The organism is Candidatus Palauibacter sp. (assembly GCF_965237495.1).
GTDB lineage: Bacteria > Gemmatimonadota > Gemmatimonadetes > Palauibacterales > Palauibacteraceae > Palauibacter.
Genome location: NZ_OZ250143.1, coordinates 1492942 through 1514865, shown reverse-complemented (window position 1 = coordinate 1514865; position 21924 = coordinate 1492942). Strand labels below are relative to the sequence as shown.

General features: G+C 69.4%; 22 protein-coding genes. All 22 read right to left on the bottom strand.

Features of this window, described 5'->3' with window-relative positions; all coding sequences use genetic code 11:
* Positions 1 to 43: 43 nt before the first annotated feature.
* Complete coding sequence (gene fabG, locus ACPXY0_RS06555; protein ID WP_423929580.1) at positions 44 to 787, bottom strand: 3-oxoacyl-[acyl-carrier-protein] reductase; 744 nt, start codon at positions 785 to 787, stop codon at positions 44 to 46.
* Complete coding sequence (gene fabD / locus ACPXY0_RS06550; protein ID WP_423929578.1) at positions 784 to 1719, bottom strand: ACP S-malonyltransferase; 936 nt, start codon at positions 1717 to 1719, stop codon at positions 784 to 786. Before fabD ends, fabG begins: the two co-directional genes overlap by 4 nt.
* Positions 1716 to 2690: a phosphate acyltransferase PlsX gene (gene plsX / locus ACPXY0_RS06545; RefSeq protein WP_423929576.1), complete on the bottom strand. Its 975-nt coding sequence runs from the start codon at positions 2688 to 2690 to the stop codon at positions 1716 to 1718. The genes fabD and plsX overlap by 4 nt, the downstream gene beginning before the upstream one ends.
* A 55-nt stretch (positions 2691 to 2745) precedes the next feature.
* The gene (gene rpmF / locus ACPXY0_RS06540) at positions 2746 to 2928 is read right to left on the bottom strand and encodes a 50S ribosomal protein L32 (RefSeq protein WP_419166538.1); all 183 of its coding nucleotides are present in this window, start codon (positions 2926 to 2928) and stop codon (positions 2746 to 2748) included.
* A 65-nt stretch (positions 2929 to 2993) separates the two neighbouring features.
* A complete protein-coding gene (locus ACPXY0_RS06535) occupies positions 2994 to 3530 on the bottom strand; it encodes a YceD family protein (RefSeq protein WP_423929574.1) in 537 nt (178 codons plus the stop codon).
* Positions 3527 to 3943, bottom strand: coding sequence for a nucleoside-diphosphate kinase (gene ndk, locus ACPXY0_RS06530; RefSeq protein WP_423930586.1), 417 nt, complete (start codon positions 3941 to 3943; stop codon positions 3527 to 3529). The genes ACPXY0_RS06535 and ndk overlap by 4 nt, the downstream gene beginning before the upstream one ends.
* A gap of 13 nt (positions 3944 to 3956) precedes the next feature.
* Entirely contained in the window at positions 3957 to 4439 is a 483-nt protein-coding gene (locus ACPXY0_RS06525) for an HPP family protein (RefSeq protein ID WP_423929572.1), read from the bottom strand.
* 69 nt (positions 4440 to 4508) lie between these two features.
* On the bottom strand, positions 4509 to 5378 hold the full coding sequence (sucD, locus tag ACPXY0_RS06520; protein ID WP_423929570.1) for a succinate--CoA ligase subunit alpha: 870 nt from the start codon (positions 5376 to 5378) through the stop codon (positions 4509 to 4511).
* Positions 5379 to 6509 (bottom strand): ADP-forming succinate--CoA ligase subunit beta, encoded by a 1131-nt coding sequence (sucC, locus tag ACPXY0_RS06515; RefSeq protein WP_423929568.1) that lies wholly within the window; start codon positions 6507 to 6509, stop codon positions 5379 to 5381. It abuts the gene before it with no gap.
* Between the two features lie 99 nt (positions 6510 to 6608).
* On the bottom strand, positions 6609 to 7976 hold the full coding sequence (locus ACPXY0_RS06510) for a phosphomannomutase/phosphoglucomutase (protein WP_423929566.1): 1368 nt from the start codon (positions 7974 to 7976) through the stop codon (positions 6609 to 6611).
* Between the two features lie 98 nt (positions 7977 to 8074).
* Positions 8075 to 9613 carry an NADH-quinone oxidoreductase subunit N gene (locus tag ACPXY0_RS06505; protein ID WP_423929564.1) on the bottom strand — a complete coding sequence of 513 codons (1539 nt, stop codon included), beginning with the start codon at positions 9611 to 9613 and terminating at the stop codon, positions 8075 to 8077.
* Position 9614: 1 nt separating this feature from the next.
* Complete coding sequence (locus ACPXY0_RS06500; protein WP_423929562.1) at positions 9615 to 11168, bottom strand: complex I subunit 4 family protein; 1554 nt, start codon at positions 11166 to 11168, stop codon at positions 9615 to 9617.
* Entirely contained in the window at positions 11165 to 13258 is a 2094-nt protein-coding gene (nuoL, locus tag ACPXY0_RS06495) for an NADH-quinone oxidoreductase subunit L (protein WP_423929560.1), read from the bottom strand. Before nuoL ends, ACPXY0_RS06500 begins: the two co-directional genes overlap by 4 nt.
* Positions 13255 to 13539 (bottom strand): NADH-quinone oxidoreductase subunit NuoK, encoded by a 285-nt coding sequence (gene nuoK / locus ACPXY0_RS06490; RefSeq protein WP_419943535.1) that lies wholly within the window; start codon positions 13537 to 13539, stop codon positions 13255 to 13257. The genes nuoL and nuoK overlap by 4 nt, the downstream gene beginning before the upstream one ends.
* A gap of 41 nt (positions 13540 to 13580) precedes the next feature.
* Positions 13581 to 14108, bottom strand: coding sequence for an NADH-quinone oxidoreductase subunit J (locus tag ACPXY0_RS06485; protein WP_423929558.1), 528 nt, complete (start codon positions 14106 to 14108; stop codon positions 13581 to 13583).
* A gap of 20 nt (positions 14109 to 14128) precedes the next feature.
* Positions 14129 to 14554: a NuoI/complex I 23 kDa subunit family protein gene (locus ACPXY0_RS06480; RefSeq protein WP_419943534.1), complete on the bottom strand. Its 426-nt coding sequence runs from the start codon at positions 14552 to 14554 to the stop codon at positions 14129 to 14131.
* A gap of 72 nt (positions 14555 to 14626) precedes the next feature.
* Positions 14627 to 15862, bottom strand: a complete 1236-nt coding sequence (locus tag ACPXY0_RS06475; RefSeq protein WP_419941641.1) for a complex I subunit 1/NuoH family protein — start codon at positions 15860 to 15862, stop codon at positions 14627 to 14629.
* The gene (locus tag ACPXY0_RS06470; RefSeq protein WP_423929555.1) at positions 15859 to 17457 is read right to left on the bottom strand and encodes a molybdopterin-dependent oxidoreductase; all 1599 of its coding nucleotides are present in this window, start codon (positions 17455 to 17457) and stop codon (positions 15859 to 15861) included. Before ACPXY0_RS06470 ends, ACPXY0_RS06475 begins: the two co-directional genes overlap by 4 nt.
* Before the next feature lie 3 nt (positions 17458 to 17460).
* A complete protein-coding gene (gene nuoF, locus ACPXY0_RS06465) occupies positions 17461 to 18750 on the bottom strand; it encodes an NADH-quinone oxidoreductase subunit NuoF (protein ID WP_423929554.1) in 1290 nt (429 codons plus the stop codon).
* Positions 18747 to 19334, bottom strand: coding sequence for an NAD(P)H-dependent oxidoreductase subunit E (locus ACPXY0_RS06460; RefSeq protein WP_423929552.1), 588 nt, complete (start codon positions 19332 to 19334; stop codon positions 18747 to 18749). The genes nuoF and ACPXY0_RS06460 overlap by 4 nt, the downstream gene beginning before the upstream one ends.
* Positions 19331 to 21205, bottom strand: a complete 1875-nt coding sequence (gene nuoD / locus ACPXY0_RS06455; protein ID WP_423929550.1) for an NADH dehydrogenase (quinone) subunit D — start codon at positions 21203 to 21205, stop codon at positions 19331 to 19333. Before nuoD ends, ACPXY0_RS06460 begins: the two co-directional genes overlap by 4 nt.
* Before the next feature lie 16 nt (positions 21206 to 21221).
* Entirely contained in the window at positions 21222 to 21923 is a 702-nt protein-coding gene (locus tag ACPXY0_RS06450) for an NADH-quinone oxidoreductase subunit B (protein WP_419941636.1), read from the bottom strand.
* Between the last annotated feature and the right edge of the window lies 1 nt (position 21924).

The window sequence follows — 21924 nt, the reverse complement described above, 5'->3', positions numbered from 1 at the left end:
ATATGCGCTCTCGGGCCGCCTTGCCAAGCGTCCCGCGGAATTCCTACGGATGCATCACCATTCCGCCGTCCACGACGATGACCTGTCCCGTGACGTACGAAGCCCCGGGACCGACCAGAAAGCGGACGACCGTGGCGACATCCGACGGCGACCCCGGCCGACCGAGGGGAATCTTCGCCAACATCGCCTCGCGCACACTTTCGGGTAGCCCCGAGGTCATGTCGGTTTCGATGAACCCCGGTGCGACGGCGTTGGCCCGGACGCCCCGACTCGCCAGCTCCTGGGCGATGCTCTGCGTGAACGAGATCAGGGCCGCCTTGGCCGCCGCATAGTTGGACTGGCCCCGGTTGCCCGTCAAGCCCACGACGCTGGAGATGTTCACGATGTTTCCCCCCCGCCGTTTCATCATCCCGCGGGCGACGGATCGCACGAGATAGAAGGCGCCCGAAAGGTTCGTATCGAGGACGGACTGCCAGTCCTCATCCTTGAGACGCAGCACGATATTGTCCCGCGCGATCCCCGCGTTGTTCACGAGGATCGTCGCGTTGCCAAGCCGCTCCGAGACCGCCTCGACGAGACCCCGGCAGGCGGTCGAATTCGACACGTCGCAACCGAAACCCGCGTGCCCGGAACCGGGGAGCCCTTCGGCCACGACCTGCGCCCGGTCCGCGGCGGTGCCGACGACCGCCACCCGGGCCCCCGCCTCGGCCAGTTCCGCCGCGATCCCGCGACCGATGCCTCGCGTCGCACCCGTGACGATCGCGACCTCACCCGTCAGTTCGCTCATTCCACCCCCTTGAGGTAGGCATCCACCGAGGGCGAGTCGCCCACCGGGGTGACCCGGAGGCCGCGATCGATGCGGCGGGCCAGGCCGGAGAGGACGTTGCCGGGTCCCACCTCGAGCCAGCGCGACGGCCCGATGCCGCGGATGCGGGCAACCCCATCCATCCAGCGAACCGGGGACGTCAGTTGCATGATCAGCGTGCTGCGCGCCGTCGCCGAGTCCGTCACGCAGGCCGCGGTCGCGTTCGAGACGACCGGGAACGATGGGTCGGCCCAGGCCGCCGCTTCGAGGGCGGTAGCCAGCCCCTCCGCGGCCGCCCCCATGAGGGGCGAGTGGAAGGCGCCGCTGACGTTCAGGGGGACCACACGCCGGGCGCCGGCCTCCCGGGCGAGCGCGCCCGCCGCGGCGACCGCCTCCACATCGCCGCTGATCACGACCTGGCCGGCCGCGTTCAGGTTGGCGGGCACGACGACGCCCGCGCGGCCACCCGCCCGCTCGCAGACATCGGCCACGGCATCGGCGTCGAGTCCGAGGACGGCGGCCATCGTCCCCGGCCGGGCGGCCCCGGACGCCCCCATCAGCCGGCCGCGTTCCCTTACGATCCGAAGACCGTCCTCGAATCCGAACGCGCCCGAGACGAGATAGGCGGACAGCTCGCCGAGCGAGTGCCCCGCCCCGGCCGCGACGGGGCCGGTGCGCCCGGCGATCAACCGCCACACGGCCCACGAATGGAGCATGATCGCGGGCTGTGCATTCGCGGTGGCCCGCAGTTCCTCCTCGGGGCCTTTCCAGCAGAGCCGGCTCAACCGCATCTGGAGCGCATCGTCGGCCCGCTCGTACAGCTCCCGGATCGACGAATCGTCCTCCGCCAGATCCCGGCCCATGCCCACGTACTGGGACCCCTGGCCCGGGAAGAGGAGAGCGGCGCCGCTCACGCCCCACCCTCCCGCGTGAGGGCCGCCCCGATCCCCGCGGTGAATCCCGACGCGGCGCCATCGGCCGCCGTCCGGATCCCGTTCATGATCGCCCGTGCCGGCGAGGCGCCGTGACAGATCACGGACACGCCGTCCACGCCGAGCAGGGGGGCGCCGCCATACTCCGTGTAGTCGAGAAAGCGCAGCGCCTCGCCGAGTTCTCCTCCCGCCCCGACGCCCGCCTTCCGGAACACCTGCAGGACGAACTCCGCGATCGACTCGTAGAACTTGAGGAGGACGTTCCCGACGAAGCCGCCGCATACGAGCACATCGCACGCTCCGGTCACGATGTCGTGCCCCTCCACGTTGCCGACGAACTCGAGGTCGGGGTCGGCGGCGAGGCGTCCGTGGGCCGTGGTGACCACCCCCCCTCCCCGCTCCTCCTCCTCGCCCATGTTCAGGAGCCCGACCCGCGGGCGCTCCACCGAGAGCACATGCCGGAGGTAGATCGACCCGAGGTGGGCGAACTGGTGCAACTGGTGCGGTTGCGCGTCGACGTTCGCCCCCACGTCGAGGACGAGTACGCGGCCCGTCGCGGTCGGGAAGAGGGCGCCGACGGGCGGCCGGTCGACGCCCGGGAGCAGCCCCAGCGTGAGCACGGAGGCCACCACGGTCGCCCCCGTGGATCCCGCGGAGACGAAGGCGTCCGCCTCGCCATCCCGGACCGCCTCGAGCCCGCGGACCACGGTGCTGTCCGGCTTCCGGCGCACCGCCAGGGCCGGCGCTTCGGCGGGATCGATCCGCTCTTCGGCCGCGAGCCAGGCGACGCGATCGCCCGGGAACCCCTCCAACGCACCGGCCGCCGTGTCCTCGGGCCCCACGAGCACGAGGAAGATGTCGCCGGGCCACGCGGTGAGCGCTCTCCGCGCGCCGGCCAGGGCGGCGTCGGGCGCGGCGTCGCCCCCCAGGAGATCGAGGGCTACACGAATCATATGCGGGTCGGTCGACGGAGCCGGGTCGCCCGGGAAGGGCGGCCGCGGGCGCGTGTCAAAAGTCTTCGACCTGGACGACCTCGCGGTCCGCGTAGTGGCCGCAGGTCGCACAGACCCGGTGCGGGCGTTTGGGATCTCCGCAGTTCGGGCACGCCTGGCGCGCGGTGTCCTGCGCCTTGTGGTGCGTACGCCGCTTTCGCTTGCGCTGCTTCGACGTGCGTCGCTTGGGAACGGCCATATCGTCAACTCACTCGCGTGCGGTTCGGGCTGAACAGGTCAACTGGCGGTCTCTCGCTTCGAATGTCAACCTCCGAGGTCCTCGAGCGCCTCCCAGCGCGGATCCGGCCCCGGAGGTGGGCAATCGCAGCTCTCGTCGGCGAGCCGGGCGCCGCAGCTCGGGCACATGCCGGGACACTCGGCCGAACACTCGACCCAGGCCGGCGCGTGCACCCACAACTCTTCCCGGACCGGCCCCGCCAGATCCAGCTCGCCGGCTTTGGCCTCCAGGGCCCAGACGCCTTCTTCACCGGGCGTGACCCGGGCCGGCGGGCGAAACATCACATCCCACTCCGTGACGACCTCCGCCCGGGTCGGGGCGAGACAGCGCCGGCACGCGACCGTGGTACGCGCGGCAAGCCTTCCGCGCACCCGCACTCCGTCGCGGCTCGCGCGACGAATCTCCACTTCGAGATCCACGCGCTCGAAGGCGAGCGGCAACTCGCCGAGCTGTTCCCCCGGCGCCTCCAGCCGGAGCGTCCGTTCGATCGGGCCCTGGTCGAGCCCGGCGAGTCCGATCCGCGTCGGCTCCGTCACGACCTTCCGGTCGCGCCGCTGCTTCACCCCGTCGAGATGAGGTCGACCTCCCCGAAGAAGAAGCCGAGTTCCCGTCTCGCGTTCTCATCGGAATCGGATCCGTGGATCACGTTCCGCTCCTTGCTCTCCGCGTAGAGGGCGCGAACGGTTCCCGGCGCCGCCTGCGCGGGATCCGTCGCCCCGATCACCTCGCGGAGGTACGGCACCGCGCGCTCATGGTCGAGGGCGAGCGCCATGCACGGCCCCGACGTCATGAACTCGACCAGTGACCCGAAGAAGGGGCGCTCCCGGTGCACGGCATAGAACGCGTCCGCGGCGGCGCGCCCGAGCCGCAGGACCCTCGCCCCCCGAATGGCGAACCCGGCCTCGTCCAGCACGGCGAGTACCTTGCCCGCCTTCCCCGAGCCGAACGCATCGGGCTTGATGATCGCCAGCGTCATCCTCTGCACGGCCTCACCCCCCCTTCGTTTCCTCGTCCGCGTCGATGCCTGTATCGATGTCCGTGTCGTTGTTCGAGTCCATCTCGGCCACGTCGCGGCGCAGGAGTCGCCGGATGATGTCGCCGCGCGTGAGGAAGCCGACCAGTTGACCCTCGCGGACGACCGGCAGACGCTCGATCTCCTTGTCGAGCATGAGCCGGACGACATCGGCCAGCGGTTCGCTCTCGTTCACACACATCACGGTCCGTTCCATGATGTCCCGCACGCTGCCCGTGACGAAGCCGACGTCCGGGCGCCCGGCCCGGGCCCGCTCGAGCTGGGGAAGGAAGTGCGTCATGAGTTGGCGGTCCGTGAGCAGGCCGAGCACGTGCCCCTCATCATCGATCACCGGCATCGCGCGTAACCTGCGGCGAACGATCACGGCCGCCGCCTCCTTGAGCGCCATGCCGGGCTCGGCCGTAATCACCTCGCGGGTCATGATCTCGCGTACTTCCATCGCCCGCCTCCTGGTGTTGCGCGTCCATCCGCCGCCCGGCCTCGTGTACCCGGCGGGGCCGGGTAACGCCTACAGGCGGTCGCGCATGAGTCCGACCAGGTCGGCCGGTCTGCGCGCCACGCCGATTCCGTTCCGCTCGAAGGTGCGAATCTTCTCCTCCGCCGTCCCCTCGGAGCCCGAGATGATCGCCCCTGCGTGCCCCATGCGCCGGCCCGGCGGGGCCGTCTGGCCCGCGATGAAACCGACGACCGGCTTGCTCATCTCGCGCGCCACGAACTCCGCGGCCACCTGCTCGTCGGTCCCCCCGATCTCGCCGATCACGGCGACGGCCTCCGTCTCCGGATCGTCCTCGAACGCGGCCAGACAATCGACGAAATCCGTGCCGATGAGCGGGTCGCCCCCGATGCCGACGCAGGCCGACTGCCCGATCCCCGCCCGCGTGAGCTGGAATATGACCTCGTAGGTCAGCGTTCCAGAGCGACTCACGATGCCCACCGGGCCCTCACGCACGATCTGGCCCGGGAGGATGCCGACCTTGCAGCGCCCGGGCACGATGGCGCCCGGGCAGTTGGGCCCGATGAGCCGCGCCCCCTCCTCCCTCACGTACGGCAGCACCCGGAGCATGTCCCCGACCGGAACGCCCTCCGTGATGCACACGATGAGCGAGATCCCCGCGTCGGCCGACTCGAATATCGCGTCCGCGGCGAAGCGGGCGGGCACGTAGATCACGCTCGTGTTCGCGCCGGCCTCGGCCACCGCCTCCTCGACCGTGTCGAAGACGGGAACCGCGCCTTCGAACGTCTGACCGCCCTTGCCCGGCGTCACCCCGGCCACGACCCGCGTGCCGTACTCCATCATCTCCCGCGCGTGGAACGAACCATCGCGTCCGGTGATCCCCTGGACGACGAGCCTCGTATCCTCTCCGATGAAGATCGCCACCTAGTTCCCCCTTCGGACGGCGGTCTCGACCGCCCGGTCCATGTCGATCATGGCCTCGAAGCCGTGCTCCGCGAGGATCGCGACCCCTTCTTCCTCGTTCGTCCCCGTGAGGCGGATGGTGATCGGGACCCGCGACTCCATGCGGCTCGTCGCCTCCACGATCCCGTTCGCCACGTCGTCGCAGCGCGTGATCCCGCCGAAGATGTTGAACAGGATCGACGTCACGCCCGGATCCGCGGTCATGAGTTCGAGCGCCGTCACCACCTTTTCGGGATTGGAGGAACCGCCGATGTCGAGGAAGTTCGCGGGCTCCCCGCCGTAGTACTTGACCAGGTCCATCGTGGCCATGGCGAGTCCGGCCCCGTTCACGCAGCACCCGACGTTCCCATCCAGCTGGATGTAGGAGAGCTCGGCTTCGCGCGCCCGCACCTCCGCCGGGTTCTCCGCCTCGAGGTCGCGCAACGCCGCGATGTCGGGCAGTCGGAAGAGGGCGTTGTCGTCGATGTTCATCTTGGCGTCGATCGCCTTCACTTCCCCGGCCGGGTTCACGATCAGCGGGTTGATCTCCGCCAGGGTGGCGCCGCTCGCCCGATAGGCCTCGTAGAGCTTGCCGAGGATCGAGGCCGCCTGCCGGGCCGCGCGCGGGTCGTCGTAGAGATGGTGGCCGAGGAGCGTCGCCTGATGGTTCAGGAGCCCGTAACGCGGGTCGACGGCCAGCTTGCGGATCGCCTCCGGCATCGTGGCGGCGACCTCCTCGATGTCCACGCCGCCCTCGGAGGAGACCATGATCGTGTCCGCCTGCCGCGCCCGGTCGAGGACGATCCCCGCGTAGGCCTCGGAGGCGATCTCCTCGGCCGGCGCGACGAGGACCCTCCGCACCTCGATGTCCTTGATTTTCATGCCCAGGATCTGTTCGGCATTTATTCGGGCCTCCGCGGGCGAGGCCGCCAGCTTCACGCCCCCCGCCTTTCCACGTCCCCCCGCGTGGATCTGAGCCTTGACCACGACCCTTCCGCCGAATCGCTCCGCCGCCGCGGCCGCTTCATCGGGGGTCGTCGCGACCTCCGCGTCCGGCACGGGGATGCCATGGCTCGCGAAAATCCGTCTGGCCTGGAATTCGTGAATGTTCATCTGATCGTCGTTCGACTCTCCGCTGGAAGGGCCCGAATCCGGGGACCCTCAATGTCGCGTTCGCCCGCCGCGGGGGCCACCGCGGGCCCGCCGGCGACCTCACAACGGTGGCAGTTCGACCCCGTGGCCGGCGAGGAACGCGCGCGCGTCATCCACGATCTCCCGCATGCGCTCGGGCGTGTCCGCCTCGATCCGCGCCACGATCACCGGCTGCGTATTGCTCGCCCGGATCAGGAGCCAGCCGCCGTCGAACAGCACCCGAGCGCCGTCGATGTCCACCACCTCGTGACGCGCCCGGTAGTAGCGGACCGCCTCCGCCACGACCGCGAACTTCCGGTCTTCCGGACAGTCCAGGCGCAATTCGGGCGTCGACGGATAGCTCGGAATCTCCGCCGCCAGCTCGGACAGCGGCCGCCCGGCGCGGGCCACGAGCCCCGCCAGGCGCGCCGCCGCATAGATCGCGTCATCCGTCCCGTAAAACCTGTCGGCAAAGCAGATATGCCCACTCATCTCACCTGCGATGGGGGATCCGCCGGCCCGCATCCGCTCCTTGATGAGGGAGTGCCCCGTCTTCCACATCACCGGAACGCCGCCGTCGGCGCGGATCACCCGCGGCAGCGCCTGCGAGCACTTCACGTCGAACACGACTTCCGCCCCCGGGCGCTCCGCCAGCACCTCCCGCGCGAAGAGCAGGAGCAGGTGGTCGCCGCGCACGATCTTCCCCTCTTCGGTCACTGCACCGATGCGATCGCCATCGCCGTCGAGCCCCACGCCGAGGTCCGCCCCCGTCTCACGCACTCGCGCGATGAGGTCCTGGATGTACTCATCCACCGTCGGGTCCGGGTGGTGGTTGGGGAAGGTGCCGTCCGACTCGCAGTAGAGGCCGTCCACCTCGATCCCGGCGGCGGTGAGCGCCCGCACCGCGACGACGCTCCCCGCGCCGTTCCCGCAGTCGAGCACCATGCGCACGTTCCCGTCCACCCGACCGCGGGCCGCGATCTCCTCCACATACCGATCGAGGATCTCCGTTTCCCTCACCTCTCCGGCACCGGTGGCGTAATCCCCCGCCTCGATCCGGGTCCGCAGCGAACGGATCGCATCCCCGTACAGAGCCCCTCCGTCCCGCACCATCTTGATCCCGTTGTATTCGGGAGGATTATGGGATCCGGTGATCTGGACACCCGCGTCCGCGTCGAACTCGATGGCCGCGAAGTAGAGCACGGGCGTCGGCACCGTCCCCACCGTCGTCACGTCGACGCCGGCCGCGCACAGGCCCCGGCAGAGGGCGGCCGCGAGTCCCGGAGAGGAGGGTCGGTTGTCGTGGCCGACGACGACGCGCGGCGCGTCGCGGTCCGCGAGTTCGGTCCCGAAGGCGCGGCCGACGAGTTCGGCCGTCTCCTCCGTCAGGTCGTCGCCGACGATGCCGCGGATGTCGTACTCGCGGAAGATTCCGGGATCTATGCGCATGGAGCCTCGGGTCACGGGTCGGGGGCCGCCGGGGCGCGGAGCGCGCTCGCGGGCCCCACAAAACGGCGTCTTTTTGGTCGCCCCGGAGGGCTAACGGGTCACGGGGCGTCGGACTCGGGGCCGGCGATGGTTACGCCGGCCGCGGGCCCGTCGGGGAGGGCCTCGCGCGCCCGATCGATGATCCGCCCCGGGAAGAGCCCGGCCAGGAGGATGAGCGCCACGCAGGTCCCGATCACGAGATTGAACCCCGGCTTCGGGGACGGTGGTGTGTGGGCGTCCTCGGGCGCCGTCTCGAAGTACATCTTCCACACCACGCGCAGATAGTAGTAGTAGGCGACGAGACTCGTCAGGACGAGCGTCACCGCCAGCGCCGTCTCTCCCGCGTCGACGGCCGCCCTGAGGAGGTACAGCTTGCCGACGAAGCCGGCCGTGGGCGGGAAACCCGCCAGAGAGAGCAGGAAGACGAGGAGCGCCCCCCCCAGCACCGGACGTCGCCAGCCCAGCCCGCGGTAGTCGCGAAGCCGCTGGTTGCGGTCCCCCTTCCCCGCCACGTGGAAGACGATCGCGAAGCTCGCCGCCGTGACCACGGTGTAGGCCGCCAGATAGAAGAGGGACGCGGAGCGCCCGAGTTCGGAGGCCGCCGCCACGCCCACGAGCAGATACCCGGCGTGCGCCACGGAGGAGTAGGCGAGCATCCGCTTCACGTCCTCCTGCGCGAGCGCGATCAGGTTGGGCACGATCATGGTCAGGATCGCGAGCCACCACACGGCGCCCCGCCACGTCTCCGCGGCGCCCCCCAGATCCACCGTCAGCACGCGGAGCAGCGCGATGAAAGCGGCGGCCTTCACGCCGGTCGCCATGAGCGAGGTGACCGGCGTCGGCGCTCCGTCGTACGCGTCGGGGGCCCACATGTGGAACGGCACCGCCGCGATCTTGAACGCGAAGCCGATGAGCAGGAGGCCGATGCCGGCCACGAGGAGGAGGTCGCCCCCGGCGCCCGCCCCGGCCGCGATCCGGTCGGCGGCGGTGGCGAGGCGCGTCGTCCCGGTGGCCCCGTACAGGAGCGCGATCCCGTACACGACGAAGGCGCTCGCGAAAGCGCCGACGATGAAGTACTTGAGGCTCGCCTCCGAAGAGCGCGGGTTCTTCCGCGCGAACCCCGTGAGCACGTACACGGAAATCGACATCAGCTCGAGGCCGACGAAGAGCAGGATGAGGTCGCGCGCCGCCACGAGCACCATCATCCCGACCAGCGCCATGAGGACGAGCGCGTGGAACTCGGGCCCGCGCAGCCCCTCGCGGCTCAGGTAGTCGCGCGACAGCGAGACGACGAGGAGACCCCCGCCCAGGAGGATCACGTCGGCCGCGACCCGGAACCCGTCGAGCGCGATCATGGCGTCGGGGGGGCCGGAGGCATCCATGAGCCACAGGCTCGCGACGAGTGCGCCCGCGATCGAGTACAGCGTCACGAGGCAGTCGACCGACATGCGCCCGTCACCGCCGGAGCCGCCCGAGGCCTCGCCCGCGGGCACGAAGGCGTCACGCATCAGGATCACCATCGCGGCGATCGAGAGGATGACCTCCGGCAGGAGTGCCAACCAGTAGCTGCCGTGCGAGGCGAAGTCGAAGACCCTCACGTCACTCCCCTCCCCCGGCCCCGGCGGCATCCCCGGCGGCATCCACCTGGACGACGGCCGTTCGCGCCTCCACGTGCTCGATGAGGGCCTCTACGGAGGCCCGCGTCCGGTTCAGGAACGGCCCCGGCCACACCCCCATGAGGAGGATCAGCACCAGGAGCGGCGCGAGGATCAGCCGCTCGCGGCCGTTCACATCGCGCAGCGACCGGTTTTCGTCGCGCTCCAGCCGGTTGAACAGCACGCGCTGCACCATGGGCAGCATGTAGCAGGCGGCGAAGATGACGCCGGTCGTGGCGACGGCGGCGATCCAGGGGTGGGTGCGGAACGTCCCCAGCAGGATCAGGAACTCGCCCACGAAGCCGTTCGTGCCCGGGAGCCCCACGGACGACAGCGCGACGACGACGAGCGCGAAGGCGAAGATCGGCATCACCTTCGCGATGCCGCCGAAGTCCGCGATCAGGCGGGTGTGACGCCGCTCGTACAGCATCCCGATGAGGAGGAAGAGGGCCCCGGTCGAGATGCCGTGGTTCACCATCTGCAGGATCCCGCCCTCGATCCCCTGCGTCGTGAGCCCGAACACGCCGATCACGACGAAGCCGAGGTGCGCCACCGATGTGTAGGCGATGAGCTTCTTCGCGTCGGGCTGGACCGCCGCCACCCAGGCCGCGTAGAGGATTCCGATCACGCCGAGCGCCATCATCGTGTTCACGACCGCCGGGTCCGTCGCCGCGGCCGGGAAGAAGGGGAGCCCGAACCGCAGGAACCCGTACACGCCCATCTTGAGCAGTACCCCCGCCAGGATCACGGAACCGGCCGTGGGGGCCTCCACGTGCGCGTCCGGAAGCCAGGTGTGGAACGGGAAAAGCGGGACCTTGATCGCGAACGCGAGCGCGAAGCCGGCGAAGAGCCACAATTGCGTGCGGCGCGCGAGATCGACCGAGAGCAGGTCCTCGTAGGCGAAGCTCCACCCGCCGGCGCCGCTCCGGAACAGCCACGCGAGGGTCACGATCGCGACCAGCATGAGGAGTGAGCCCGCGGCCGTGTAGAGGAAGAACTTCACCGCCGAGTAGATCCGCCGCTCCCCGCCCCAGATCCCGATGAGGAAGTACATCGGGATCAGCGCGATCTCCCAGAACACGTAGAAGAGGAAGAGATCGAGGGCCACGAAGACCCCGATCATCCCCGTCGTGAGGAAGAGGAGCATCGCGTAGAAGGCCCGCTCCCGCCGCGTGATGTAGGAGAACGACCCCGCCACCGAGAGCGGCACGATGAAGGTCGTGAGCAGGATCATGAGGATCGAGATCCCGTCCACTCCCACGGAGTACGAGATCCCCCACGCCTCGACCCAGGGGATCGAGACCTGGTTCTGGAAGCCCGGCTCGGCCGTGTCGAAGGTCCAGAACAGCGGCAGCGAGAGCGCGAACAGGAAGAGCGTCGTGCCGAGCGCGATCATCTTCGCCCGCGCTTCCGGCGCCAGGAGGCAGGCCACCCCGCCGAGGAGCGGGAGGACCACGAGCGCGGTCAGGATCCAGTGCCCGTCGTACAGGGCCATCATGCGAGCACGCTCAGGACGAGCAGGGCGCCGAGCATGAACACGACGAGGTAAGTCGTCACGCGGCCGCTCTGCAGCTGTCCGCCGGCCCAGCCGAGGAGGCGAGCGCCGCGCCCCACCCCGTTCACGGCGCCGTCGATGAGCCCCGTGTCCACGATCCGCCAGCAGGCGCGCCACAGGGCGAGCGAGGGCCGCACGATCATGCGGTCGTAGAGTTCATCGACGTACCACTTGTCGTGCAGCACGCGCGCGAACCCGGTCGGCGCCACGGCCTCGGCCTCCGTGGGCACGGGCTTCGGCGAAAGGACCCTGACCGTCGCGGTCACGGCCACGATCGCGATGACGGCCGAGATCCCGGCCCACAGCGCCTCGCCGCCTCCCATGGGCGAGTGGTGCTCGGCCACGAGGTTTCTCGCCTCGGCGATCGCGATCGCGGGCTCGAACACCGGTTCGAGCCAGTGGTGGAACCACTCGACGGCCGGGAGCACGGGGAGCGCCTCCGGGATGTTCACCCAGCCGCCGACGGCCGAGAGGACGGCGAGCAGGGCCAGCGGCCCCCACATGACGAGCGGGACCTCGTGCAGCCGCCGGCCCGCTTCGGCCGTCCCTCCGTGGCCGAAGGTGCGGTTCTTCCCGTGGAAGGTCATGACCATGAGGCGGGTCATGTACACCGCCGTGAGGAGCGCCGTGGCCAGCGCGACGCCCCACAGCACAGGATACCCGAAGGCGCCCGTGTACCAGATGATCTCGTCCTTCGAGAAGAAACCGGCCAGCGGCGGCACCCCCGCGATCGCGAGCGTCGCGATCCACATGAACGCCCACGTGCGGGGCATGAACGCCCGCAGCCCCCCGTGGTTCCGCATGTCGTTGGGATCCCCGTGCTGGCCGTCACCATGCCCGTCCCCATGCGCCCAGGCGCGGTGGACGGCGTGGATCACGGCGCCGGCCCCGAGGAAGAGGAGCGCCTTGAAGAAGGCGTGCGTCATGAGGTGGAAGACGCCGGCCGTGAACGCCCCCACCCCGACGGCGAGGAACATGTAGCCGAGCTGCGAGATCGTGGAGTAGGCGAGCACCTTCTTGATGTCGTACTGCCGGATCGCGATCGAAGCCGCGAACAGCGCCGTCCCCGCCCCCAACGCCGCCACGACACCCTGGGAGACGGGCGCGAGCGCGAACAGTACGCTCGTGCGCGCGATGAGATAGACGCCGGCCGTCACCATGGTCGCCGCATGGATGAGCGCCGAGACGGGCGTCGGCCCCGCCATGGCGTCGGGCAGCCACGTGTGGAGCGGGATCTGCGCCGACTTCCCGGTGCAGCCCAGGAAGAGGAGGAGCGTGATCCCGGTCACGAGGAGACCGCCGTAGGCCAGCGTCCCTTCCGCCGCCTCGAGGAGGGGGACGAAGTCCAGCGTCCCGAAGGTCACGAAGAGGAGGAACATGGCGACGAGGAAGCCCGCGTCGCCGATCCGGTTCATGATGAACGCCTTCTTGCCCGCGTTCGCGTACTCCCGGTTCTCGTACCAGAAGCCGATGAGGAGGTACGAGCACAGCCCCACGCCCTCCCAGCCCACGAACATCAGCGGCAGGCTGGCCCCGAGGACGAGCACAAGCATGAAGAAGACGAACAGGTTCAGGTACGAGAAGTAGCGCGAGTACCCGGGGTCCTCGCGCATGTAGCCGACGGAGTAGATGTGGATCAGGCTTCCCACCCCGGTCACGACCATGCACATCAGCATCGAGAGCTGGTCGAACTGCAGATCGACGCCGATATGGAGATCCCCGGAGACGATCCAGCTCCAGAGGCGCACGACCTCCGCCCCGTGCAGTTCCGCCCCGCTCATCCCGATGAAGTTCACGAGGACGATGGCGAAGCTCGCGAGCAGGGCGGCGGGACCGACGATGGACGGGATCCGCTTGTCTTCCCGCCACAGGAAGGCGCCGAGACCGTTGACCACGGCCCCCAGCAGAGGCAGAGCGAGGATGAGCCACGGGAATACCGGATGGAACGCCGTTCCCGCGCCCTCCTGCGCCGCGAGGGCGGCGGCTCCGGCCGGCAGCGCCCCCACCCCGCTCGCGATGCTCACGATGCTCACCATCTCAGCAGCCGGAAGCGATCGAGGTCCACGACCTCGTAGTGGCGGAAGATGGCGATGATGATCGCGAGTCCGACGGCGGCCTCGGCCGCGGCGACGGCCATCACGAAGAAGACGAAGATCTGGCCCTCGATCCCGTGCATGCGCGAGAACGCGACGAGGGACAGATTCGCCGCGTTGAGCATCAGTTCGATGCACATGAAGACGATGATCGCGTTCCGGCGGAGCAGTACGCCGATCACGCCGATGGAGAACAGGATCGCGCTCACGAAGAGGGCGATGAGCCCGTGCGGCCCGAGGGCGTCCGCCAGCCCGGCCTCGTTCACGTCCGTTCCCTGCGCGCGAGGTGGATGGTGCCCACGATCGAGGCGAGGAGGAGCACGCCGGTCACCTCGAGCACGATGACGTACTCCTGGAAGAGTGGCCGGGCCACGATGCCGATCACGCTCTGTTCGGCGGCGGCCGCCCGCAGCGCATTCCCCGCGATTTCCACGGCCGGCTGCGCCTCCGCCCCCCCCACGAAGAGCCGTGTCAGCACCCCCAGGAACGCGATGGCGATGGATCCGCCCACGAGGCCGCCGATCGGCCCGCGCAGATCGCGCCACTCCGCGTGCCCGAGGTTCAGCAGCATGATCACGAACAGGAACAGGACCATGATGGCCCCGCCGTACAGGATCACGTTGATCGCCGCGATGTAGTGCGCGTCCAGCATGAGGAACATGCCGGAGGTGGCGAAGAAGACGGCGACCAGGAAGATCACGGCGGCGACGGGATTCCGGCGCGTGACCATGAGCACCGCACCCAGAATCGCGCTCGCCGCGAAGGCCTGGAAGAGGAAGTCCTGGATCATCGTGACCTCAACCGCGGCAATCACTGCGACGCCGGGTCGGAGGGATCCCACAGCGCCGTCACGGGGTGCTCCTGTTCGACGAGCCGCTCGAGGTCGTAGACCCAGCGCTCGCGGGAGTACTCCGCGTTCTCGTAGTGCACGCCGAGGTGGATCGCCTCCACCGGGCACACCTCCTGGCAGTAGCCGCAGAAGATGCAGCGGAACTCGTCGATCTCGTAGATCGCCGCGTAGCGTTCCCCGTTCTCGTCCTCGGCCGGCACGAGCTTGATGCAGTTCACCGGGCACACGGTCGGACAGAGGCCACAGGCGACGCACTTCGACCGCCCGTCCTCGTGCACCGCCATGCGATGGGTGCCGCGCGTACGCGGCGCGAGTTCCCACTTCTCGTCGGGATACTGCTGCGTCTTCGTGCGGGGCTTGAGGAGATGGCGGAGCGTGATCGACATCCCCTTGGCCGCCGCCCTCACGTACGAGCCTTCCGCGCGGGGGCGTTCCAGAATTCTGACCTCTCCGGGCATCTACCCTCCCTGGCCTTTCGTTCCCTTGGCGGCGCCGCGAATCAGCGTCCCCCGGTCCATGACGAAGAAGATCACCCCCGCCAGGGCCAGGTTCACGACGAAGAGCACGAACGCGTACCAGCCGCCGGGCGGGATCCCCACGGCTTCGATCCCGAGGATGACCAACGCGATGACGAGGATGTACACCGTCACCGCCTCGAGCATGAACTTCCAGCCCAGATCCATGAGCTGGTCGTAGCGGAAACGCGGCAGCGTCCAGCGGATCCAGACGAAGACGAGGACGACGAGCGCCGTCTTCGTCGCGAAGGCGCCCAGCGTGAGGAGCGTCTTCCACCACGTGGGCGTCCCGATCACCGTCCCGTCGGAGAGCACCCGGATGTTGTCCCCCTGCCAGAAGGGGATGTCCCACCCGCCGAGGAAGAAGACGGTCACGAGCGCGGCGACCGTGATCACGTGCGCGAACTCGCCGATCATGAACATCGAGAACTTCATCGCCGAGTACTCGGTGTGGTATCCGGCGATGAGTTCGGCTTCGGCTTCCGGCAGATCGAAGGGGAGCCGGTTCGTCTCCGCCAGACCCGAAATGAAGAAGAAGAAGAGTCCGACGAGGAGCGGAAAGACGAACCACGTCGCGTAGGTCGCGGGTCCGGCGGTGAACGTCTGCTGCATCGAGACGATCTCGGGCGCCCGTACGTCTCCGGTGAGGAGGATGAGGGGGACGAGGCTCAGCGCGAGTGCGACTTCGTAGCTCACCATCTGGGCGGAGCCGCGCAGGCCGCCCAGGAGCGAGTACTTGGAGCCGGAGGCCCAGCCGCCCATGGCGACCCCGTACACGCCGATCGAGCCGATCGCGAGCACATACAGGAAGCCGATCGGCACATCCGCCACGATCATCTCCACGAGTCCCCACGGCGTGGGGAGCGGAGAACCGAAGGGGATGACGGCGAACAGGATCGTGGCCGGGAGGATCGCGAGAACGGGCGCGAGGAGGAAGAAGGGCCGGATCGACTGGTCCGGCATCGTCTCTTCCTTGATGAGGTTCTTGAGCCCGTCCGCGATGACCTGGAGCAGACCCCAGGGGCCGACGCGGTTGGGGCCGCTCCGGTCCTGGATGAAGCCCGCCACCTTCCGTTCCACGATCGTCGACAGCATGACGGCGAGCATGAGCACGGTGAAGAAGACGGCCACCTTGAGCAGCGTGGCCACGGCGAAGGCGCCGCCGGAAACCGGGCTCATGCGTCGGCCTCCGCCGGGGCCGCGGCGGCCGTGCCGGCGGCCGGGGCGCCCTTGAGCCCGATCCCGTCCCACGTCAGGCCCTCGAACGCCGGGACGTCCGCCGCCATCCGCTCGAACGCGGTCCGGATATCGGACACGGCCGTGCCGTCTCCCAGGCGCGCCAGCACGCGACTGAGGATCATCCAGGCCGGGCGTGCCGACCCGGGCGGCGTGAGCGCCTGGTGGAAGCGCTGCACGCGGCCCTCGAAGTTCGTGAACGACCCGTCCATCTCGGCGAAGGTCGAGATCGGGAGTACCGCGTCCGCATTGCGCGCCGCCGCCGGGAGCCGCGTCCCGAGGTAGAGGAAGAGGTCGGCCGCCTCGCCGAAGTCCTCGCCGGCGCCGTCCAGCGCGTCGTCCAGCACCACGAGCGCCCCGGCCTCCGCGCCGCTCGAGAGGGCCGCGACGCGCTGCGCGCCGAAGATCCCGGCCCCCGCGACGTTCGCCGCGCGGTCGGCCCGGAGCTTGAGCGTCGGCACGGTGGGCAGCGCCGCCGTCTCCCCCTGCTCCACCTGGAACTCGCCCCCCTCCACGCCCAGGCGCGCGAGGAGTCGTCCGACGTAGAACAGGTTCTCGTTCGAGGCGTCCGGGGACACGATCGCGCGACCGCCGGGGGAGCCCGCCGCCTCGATCTTCTCCGCCAGCCACGCGAGGGCGGTGACCCAGTCCACCGGCCGCAGCGCGTCACCGTCCCGTATGAGCGGTACCTCGGCGCGCACGCCACGGTTCGTCATCACCAGGTGCCGCCGGCCGTAGTCGCACATCCACCAGGAGTTGACCGCCGCATTGTGCCGCGGCTTGACCCGCACGATCTGATTTTCCTTGGTGTCGATCGTGACGTTGCAGCCGGTCGGGCAACCCGGGCACACGCTCGCCGTGGCGTCCATGTCCCAGGCGCGGGCCTTGAACACGAAGTCCTCGTGCACGAGCGCCCCCACCGGACACACGTCGACGATGTTCCCCTGGAACGGATTGTCGAGTTCGCGGCCCGGGAAGGTGTCGATGTAGGCCTTGTCTCCGCGCTGGGCGACGATCAGCGCGTCGTCCTCCGCGACGTCCCGCATGAAGCGGACGCAGCGCGTGCAGATGATGCAGCGGTCCGCGAAGTAGAGGATGTCGTCGGCGATCCGGGCGCGTCCCATGACCCGCTTCGGCTCGTCGACCCGGCTCTCGAGCTGGTTCGTGACGTACGCGTAGTCCTGGAGCATGCACTGCCCGGCCGCGTCGCAGATCGGACAGTCGAGCGGGTGGTTCACGAGCAGGAATTCGATCACCGACTGCCGGGCCGTACGGGCCGTGTCGCTCGCCGTGTGCACGACCATGTCGTCGGTCGCCTGAAGCGTACACGAGGGCTCCAGTTTGGGCCGCCCCTCCACCTCCACCAGACACATTCGGCACTGGGCGGGCCGCGTCGGGATCCCCGGGTGGTAGCAGTAGCGCGGCACCACGACGCCCACGCGCTCGGCGGCCTCGATGACGCGCGTCCCGCGCGGGACCGTGACTTCGACGCCGTCGATCGTGAGCGTGATCGTCGCCCGGGCTCCGTTCTCAGCCATGCGTCACCCCGCCGCGACCAGGGTCGGCTTCATCCGCGCCTCGTAGTCGGCACGGAACTTGTCGAGCGAAGAGCGGAGCGGGAATACGACGCTGTCCGCCAGCACGCAGATCGTGCGGCCCGTCATCTGCTCGCACAGTTCGTACAGCGTGTCGATGTCCCGCAGACGACCGTCGCCCGCTTCGATGCGTTGGAGGATACGCACGACCCACGAGGTCCCCTCGCGGCACTGCACGCATTGTCCGCACGACTCGTGCGCGTAGAACTGCGCGATCCGCCGCATGGCCGCCACGATGTCCGTATCGGCGTCCATCACGATCGGGGAGGCCGTGCCGAGCGCACTTCCCGCCTCGGCCAGCCCTTCGTACGTCGTGGCGCAGTCCAGTTCGTCCCCGGTGAGGAAGGCGGTCGACGATCCGCCCGGGATCACGGCCTTCACGGGCCGGCCCGAGGGCGTGCCGCCGCAGGCCTCGAAGATGATGTCGCGAAGCGGGAGGCCGAGCGCGAACTCGTAGTTCCCCGGCCGCACCAGGTGCCCGGAGCAGCTCCACAGCTTCGTCCCCGGCGACTTCTCGCTCCCCCACTGCCGGTACCATTCGGCGCCGTGCTCGAGGATCATGGGGACCGCCGACAGGGTCTCGACGTTGTTCACCGTGGTCGGCATGCCGAACGCCCCCGCCTGCGCCGGGAAGGGCGGCTTGGCCCACGGCTCGGCCCGGTTGCCCATGAGCGAGTTCATGAGCCCCGTCTCCTCGCCCGCGATGTAGGCGCCGGCGCCGGCGTGGACCGTCAGGTCGCACGACCACGAGGAGCCGAGGATGTTCGGGCCGATGAGCCCGGCCTCGCAGGCATCGACCACGGCCCGGTTGAGCACCGCCGTCTCCTCGAAGAACTCGCCCCGCACGTAGATGTAGATGTGTTCCGCCCCGATCGCGCGCGCGCCGATGAGGCAGCCCTCGATCAGCAGGTGGGGCGTCCACCGGATCACCTCACGGTCCTTGAAGGCGCCGGGCTCGGACTCGTCCGCGTTGCAGCACAGGTAGTGGGGCTTGCCGTCGCCCTTCGGCATGAAGCTCCACTTGAGGCCGGTCGGGAAACCCGCTCCGCCCCGCCCGCGCAGCCCGGAGGCCTTCACGACGTCCGTGATCTCATCCGGCGCCATGTCGAGCGACTTCCGCAGCGCCTCGTAGCCGCCCACGGCGCGCCATCCGTCGAGCGTCCGCGCTTCCGCCTCGCCCTGATGCCGTGAGAGCGGGGTCGTGGTCTCGAGTTCGCTCAGGTGCGGGAAGCTCATGCCTCCCCCTCCCCGTCCGCCCCGGCGCCGTCGCGCGCGCCGCGGAGGTTCGCGACGATCTCCGGCACGCAGTCCGGCGTCACGTTTTCCAGGTAGCGGTCGTTGACCTGCACGACCGTGGCGAATCCGCACGCCCCGAGGCACTCGGCCTCGATCACCGTGAACTCGTCATCGTCGGAGATCTCGCCCTGCCGGGTCTTCGTCTCCGCGAGGAAGCGCTCCAGCACTTCTTCGCCCCGGTTCAGGTGGCAGGAGATGTTCGTACACACCTGGACGAAGTGACGCCCGACCGGGTGCTTGTTGTACATCGTGTAGAAGGTCGCGATCGAATGGACGTAGGCGGGCGTGAGATCCAGCGCCTCGGCGACCTGCTCCATGTCCCCCGGCTCGATCCACCCCTTCTCCGCCTGCACGAAGCCGAGCATGGGGAGGAGCGCCGCCTGCTTCGTCGGATAGCGGGACAGCGCCATCTCGAGCCGGCGCCGCCCTTCCTCCGTCTCGAAGATGGGACCGTCGAACGTCTTCCGCGCCGTCAGCTGGAAGGGCTGCGCCCCGACGACCGCGGGATGGAGGCGGCGGCTCATCGGTCGATCTCCCCGAGCACCACGTCCAGCGAGGCGTTGATCGCCACCACGTCCGCCACGAGTTCCCCCTTCACCAGCTCGGGAAGCGACGCGATGTTGATGAACGAGGGACCGCGGAAACGGCAGCGGACGGGCTTCGTGCCCCCGTCGGAGACGATCCCGAAGCCGAGTTCGCCCTTGGAGCTCTCGATCGAATACCACGTCTCGCCGGCGGGGACGCGGACGCCCTCCATGACGAGCTTGAAGTGCGAGATCATCGTGTCGATCGATCCCATCGCCTCCCCCTTGGGGGGCAGGACGATGCGGTAGTCGTCGATGTTGATGGGTCCGCCCGGGAGCCGGTCGAGCGCCTGTTCGATGATGCGGAGGCTCTGCTTCATCTCCTCGACCCGGACGAGATACCGATCGTACGCGTCGCCCGTGGTGCCGACCGGTACGTCGAAGTCGTACTCCTCGTAGCCGAGGTAGGGGCGCGCCTTCCGGACGTCGTACGCCACGCCGCTCGCGCGCAGCGTCGGGCCCGTGATGCCGTAGCTGATCGCCTTGTCCGCCTCGAGCAGGCCGATGTCCATCGTGCGGCCCTGCCAGATCGCGTTTCGGGTGAGGAGGCGCTCGACCTCGTCCAGCGTGGCCGGGAAGGTGGCGGCGAAGTCGCGCGCCGCCGCGGTCCAGCCGACCGGCAGATCCGCCATCATCCCGCCCACCCGCGTGACGGAGGTCGTGATCCGCCCCCCCGTGTAGGCTTCGTGCAGGTTGTAGATCCGCTCGCGTTCCTGGAACGTGTAAAGGAAGACGGAGAACGCGCCGATGTCGATCGCCGTCGTCCCCAGCCACAGGAGATGTCCGAGAATCCGGTTCAGTTCGCCGAGGATAACCCGGACCACGCGGCAGCGTTCGGTGATCTCGACGCCGAGGAGCGCCTCCACGGCCCCGGCGTAGCCGATGTTGTAGAGCATCGGCGCGAGGTAGTCCATGCGGTCCGTGTAGGGCACGCACTGGTTCCACTCGCGGTACTCGCACGTCTTCTCGAAGCCGGTGTGCAGGTAGCCGATGTGCGGGACGCAGCGGATCACGCGCTCCCCGTCGAGCTGCAGCACGAGGCGCAGCACGCCGTGGGTGGCCGGGTGCTGCGGCCCCATGTTGATGAGGATCGGCGCGCCCTCCAGCGCGTCCCCGGGTGTCTCGCCGAGCTCCAGGTCGCGGATCCCGGCCCCCGTCGCACCGTCCGGCGGCGGCCGCACGTCCCCCTCTTCGGTGACGGCGTAGCCCGCCATCTCCAGCTCCTCGACGGCGTAGATGTCGACGAGGTCGCGGGAGAGCGCGCGGCTCACCTGCGCGGAGCGGCTGAAGCGGCCGCGGAGGGGAAAGTCCTTCCGGAGCGGGAAGCCCTCCTCGTAGTTCTCCGGCATCAGGATGCGACGCAGGTCGGGGTGGCCCCGGAAACCCACGCCGTACATGTCCCACGTCTCGCGCTCCAGCCAGTCGGCCGCGAGCCACTGGTCCGTCACCGTGTCGAGTTCGAGGTCGTCCAGCGGCACCTCGCACGCGACCCGGAGCTGACGGCCGTGAACCATGGACCAGAGCTGGTACCAGACCTGGATGGGGGCGCCGATGCCCGCGTGCGCGCCCATGATGTCGGCCAGAAAGTCGTAGGCCTGATCCGGCGTCTCGCGCAGGAAGCGGAGGACCTCGGCATTGAGGCGCGGATCGATCCACACCACGGGGTAGCCGACCGCGTCGCGCTCCACCCGCCGTACGCCGCCTCCGAAGCGGTCCCGCAGCGCACGGATCGAGGGGTGGTTCGCGGCGTCCCCGTCGAGTGGCGCCGCGCTCACCATGCGGGGCGACGCGACCGTCGTCGCGGTCGTCACTGCCGGGGCGCCCCGATCAATCCCGGTGTTCGAGCCGGCGCTCGCGCCGGTCGCGCGACCGGGCCACCTCGGAGGTCGGCCCGAGCCCGCTCATGCGGTTCTGGTTCGTCGAGTTGCCGAAGGGCTGGGCCACGAGTTCGATCGTCTCGGGCGGCAGGTTCGGCCGGCCCACGGCCGCAACCGCTTCGTCCCGCGGGCGGGGGTCGGCCAGCGATTCTCCCTTGATCTTCTCCTGGATCATGAGGAGGCCGTAGATGAGGCCCTCGGGACGGGGCGGGCACCCGGGTACGTAGACGTCGACGGGGATGATCGTGTCGATTCCCTGCACGATCGTGTAGTTGTCGAACATTCCGCCGGAACTCGCGCAGGCGCCCATCGACACGCACCACTTGGGCTGCGGCATCTGGTCCCACACGCGGCGCAGAACCGGCGCCAGCTTGTAGCTGACCCTTCCCGCCACGATCATCAGGTCCGCCTGCCTGGGGCTGAACGACATGCGCTCCATCCCGAAGCGTCCGATGTCGTACTTGCTCGCGGCGGAAGCCATCATCTCGATCGCGCAGCACGCCGTGCCGAACGGCATCGGCCACAGCGAGTTCCGCCGCGCCCAGTTGATGACGTAGTCCAGCTGGGTCGTCATCCAGTTGCGCGGGATCCCGGTATCGAGCCGGCTCTCCTCGGGGTGCGCGCCGGGGGGCAGCGTATCCAGCGTCCTCATC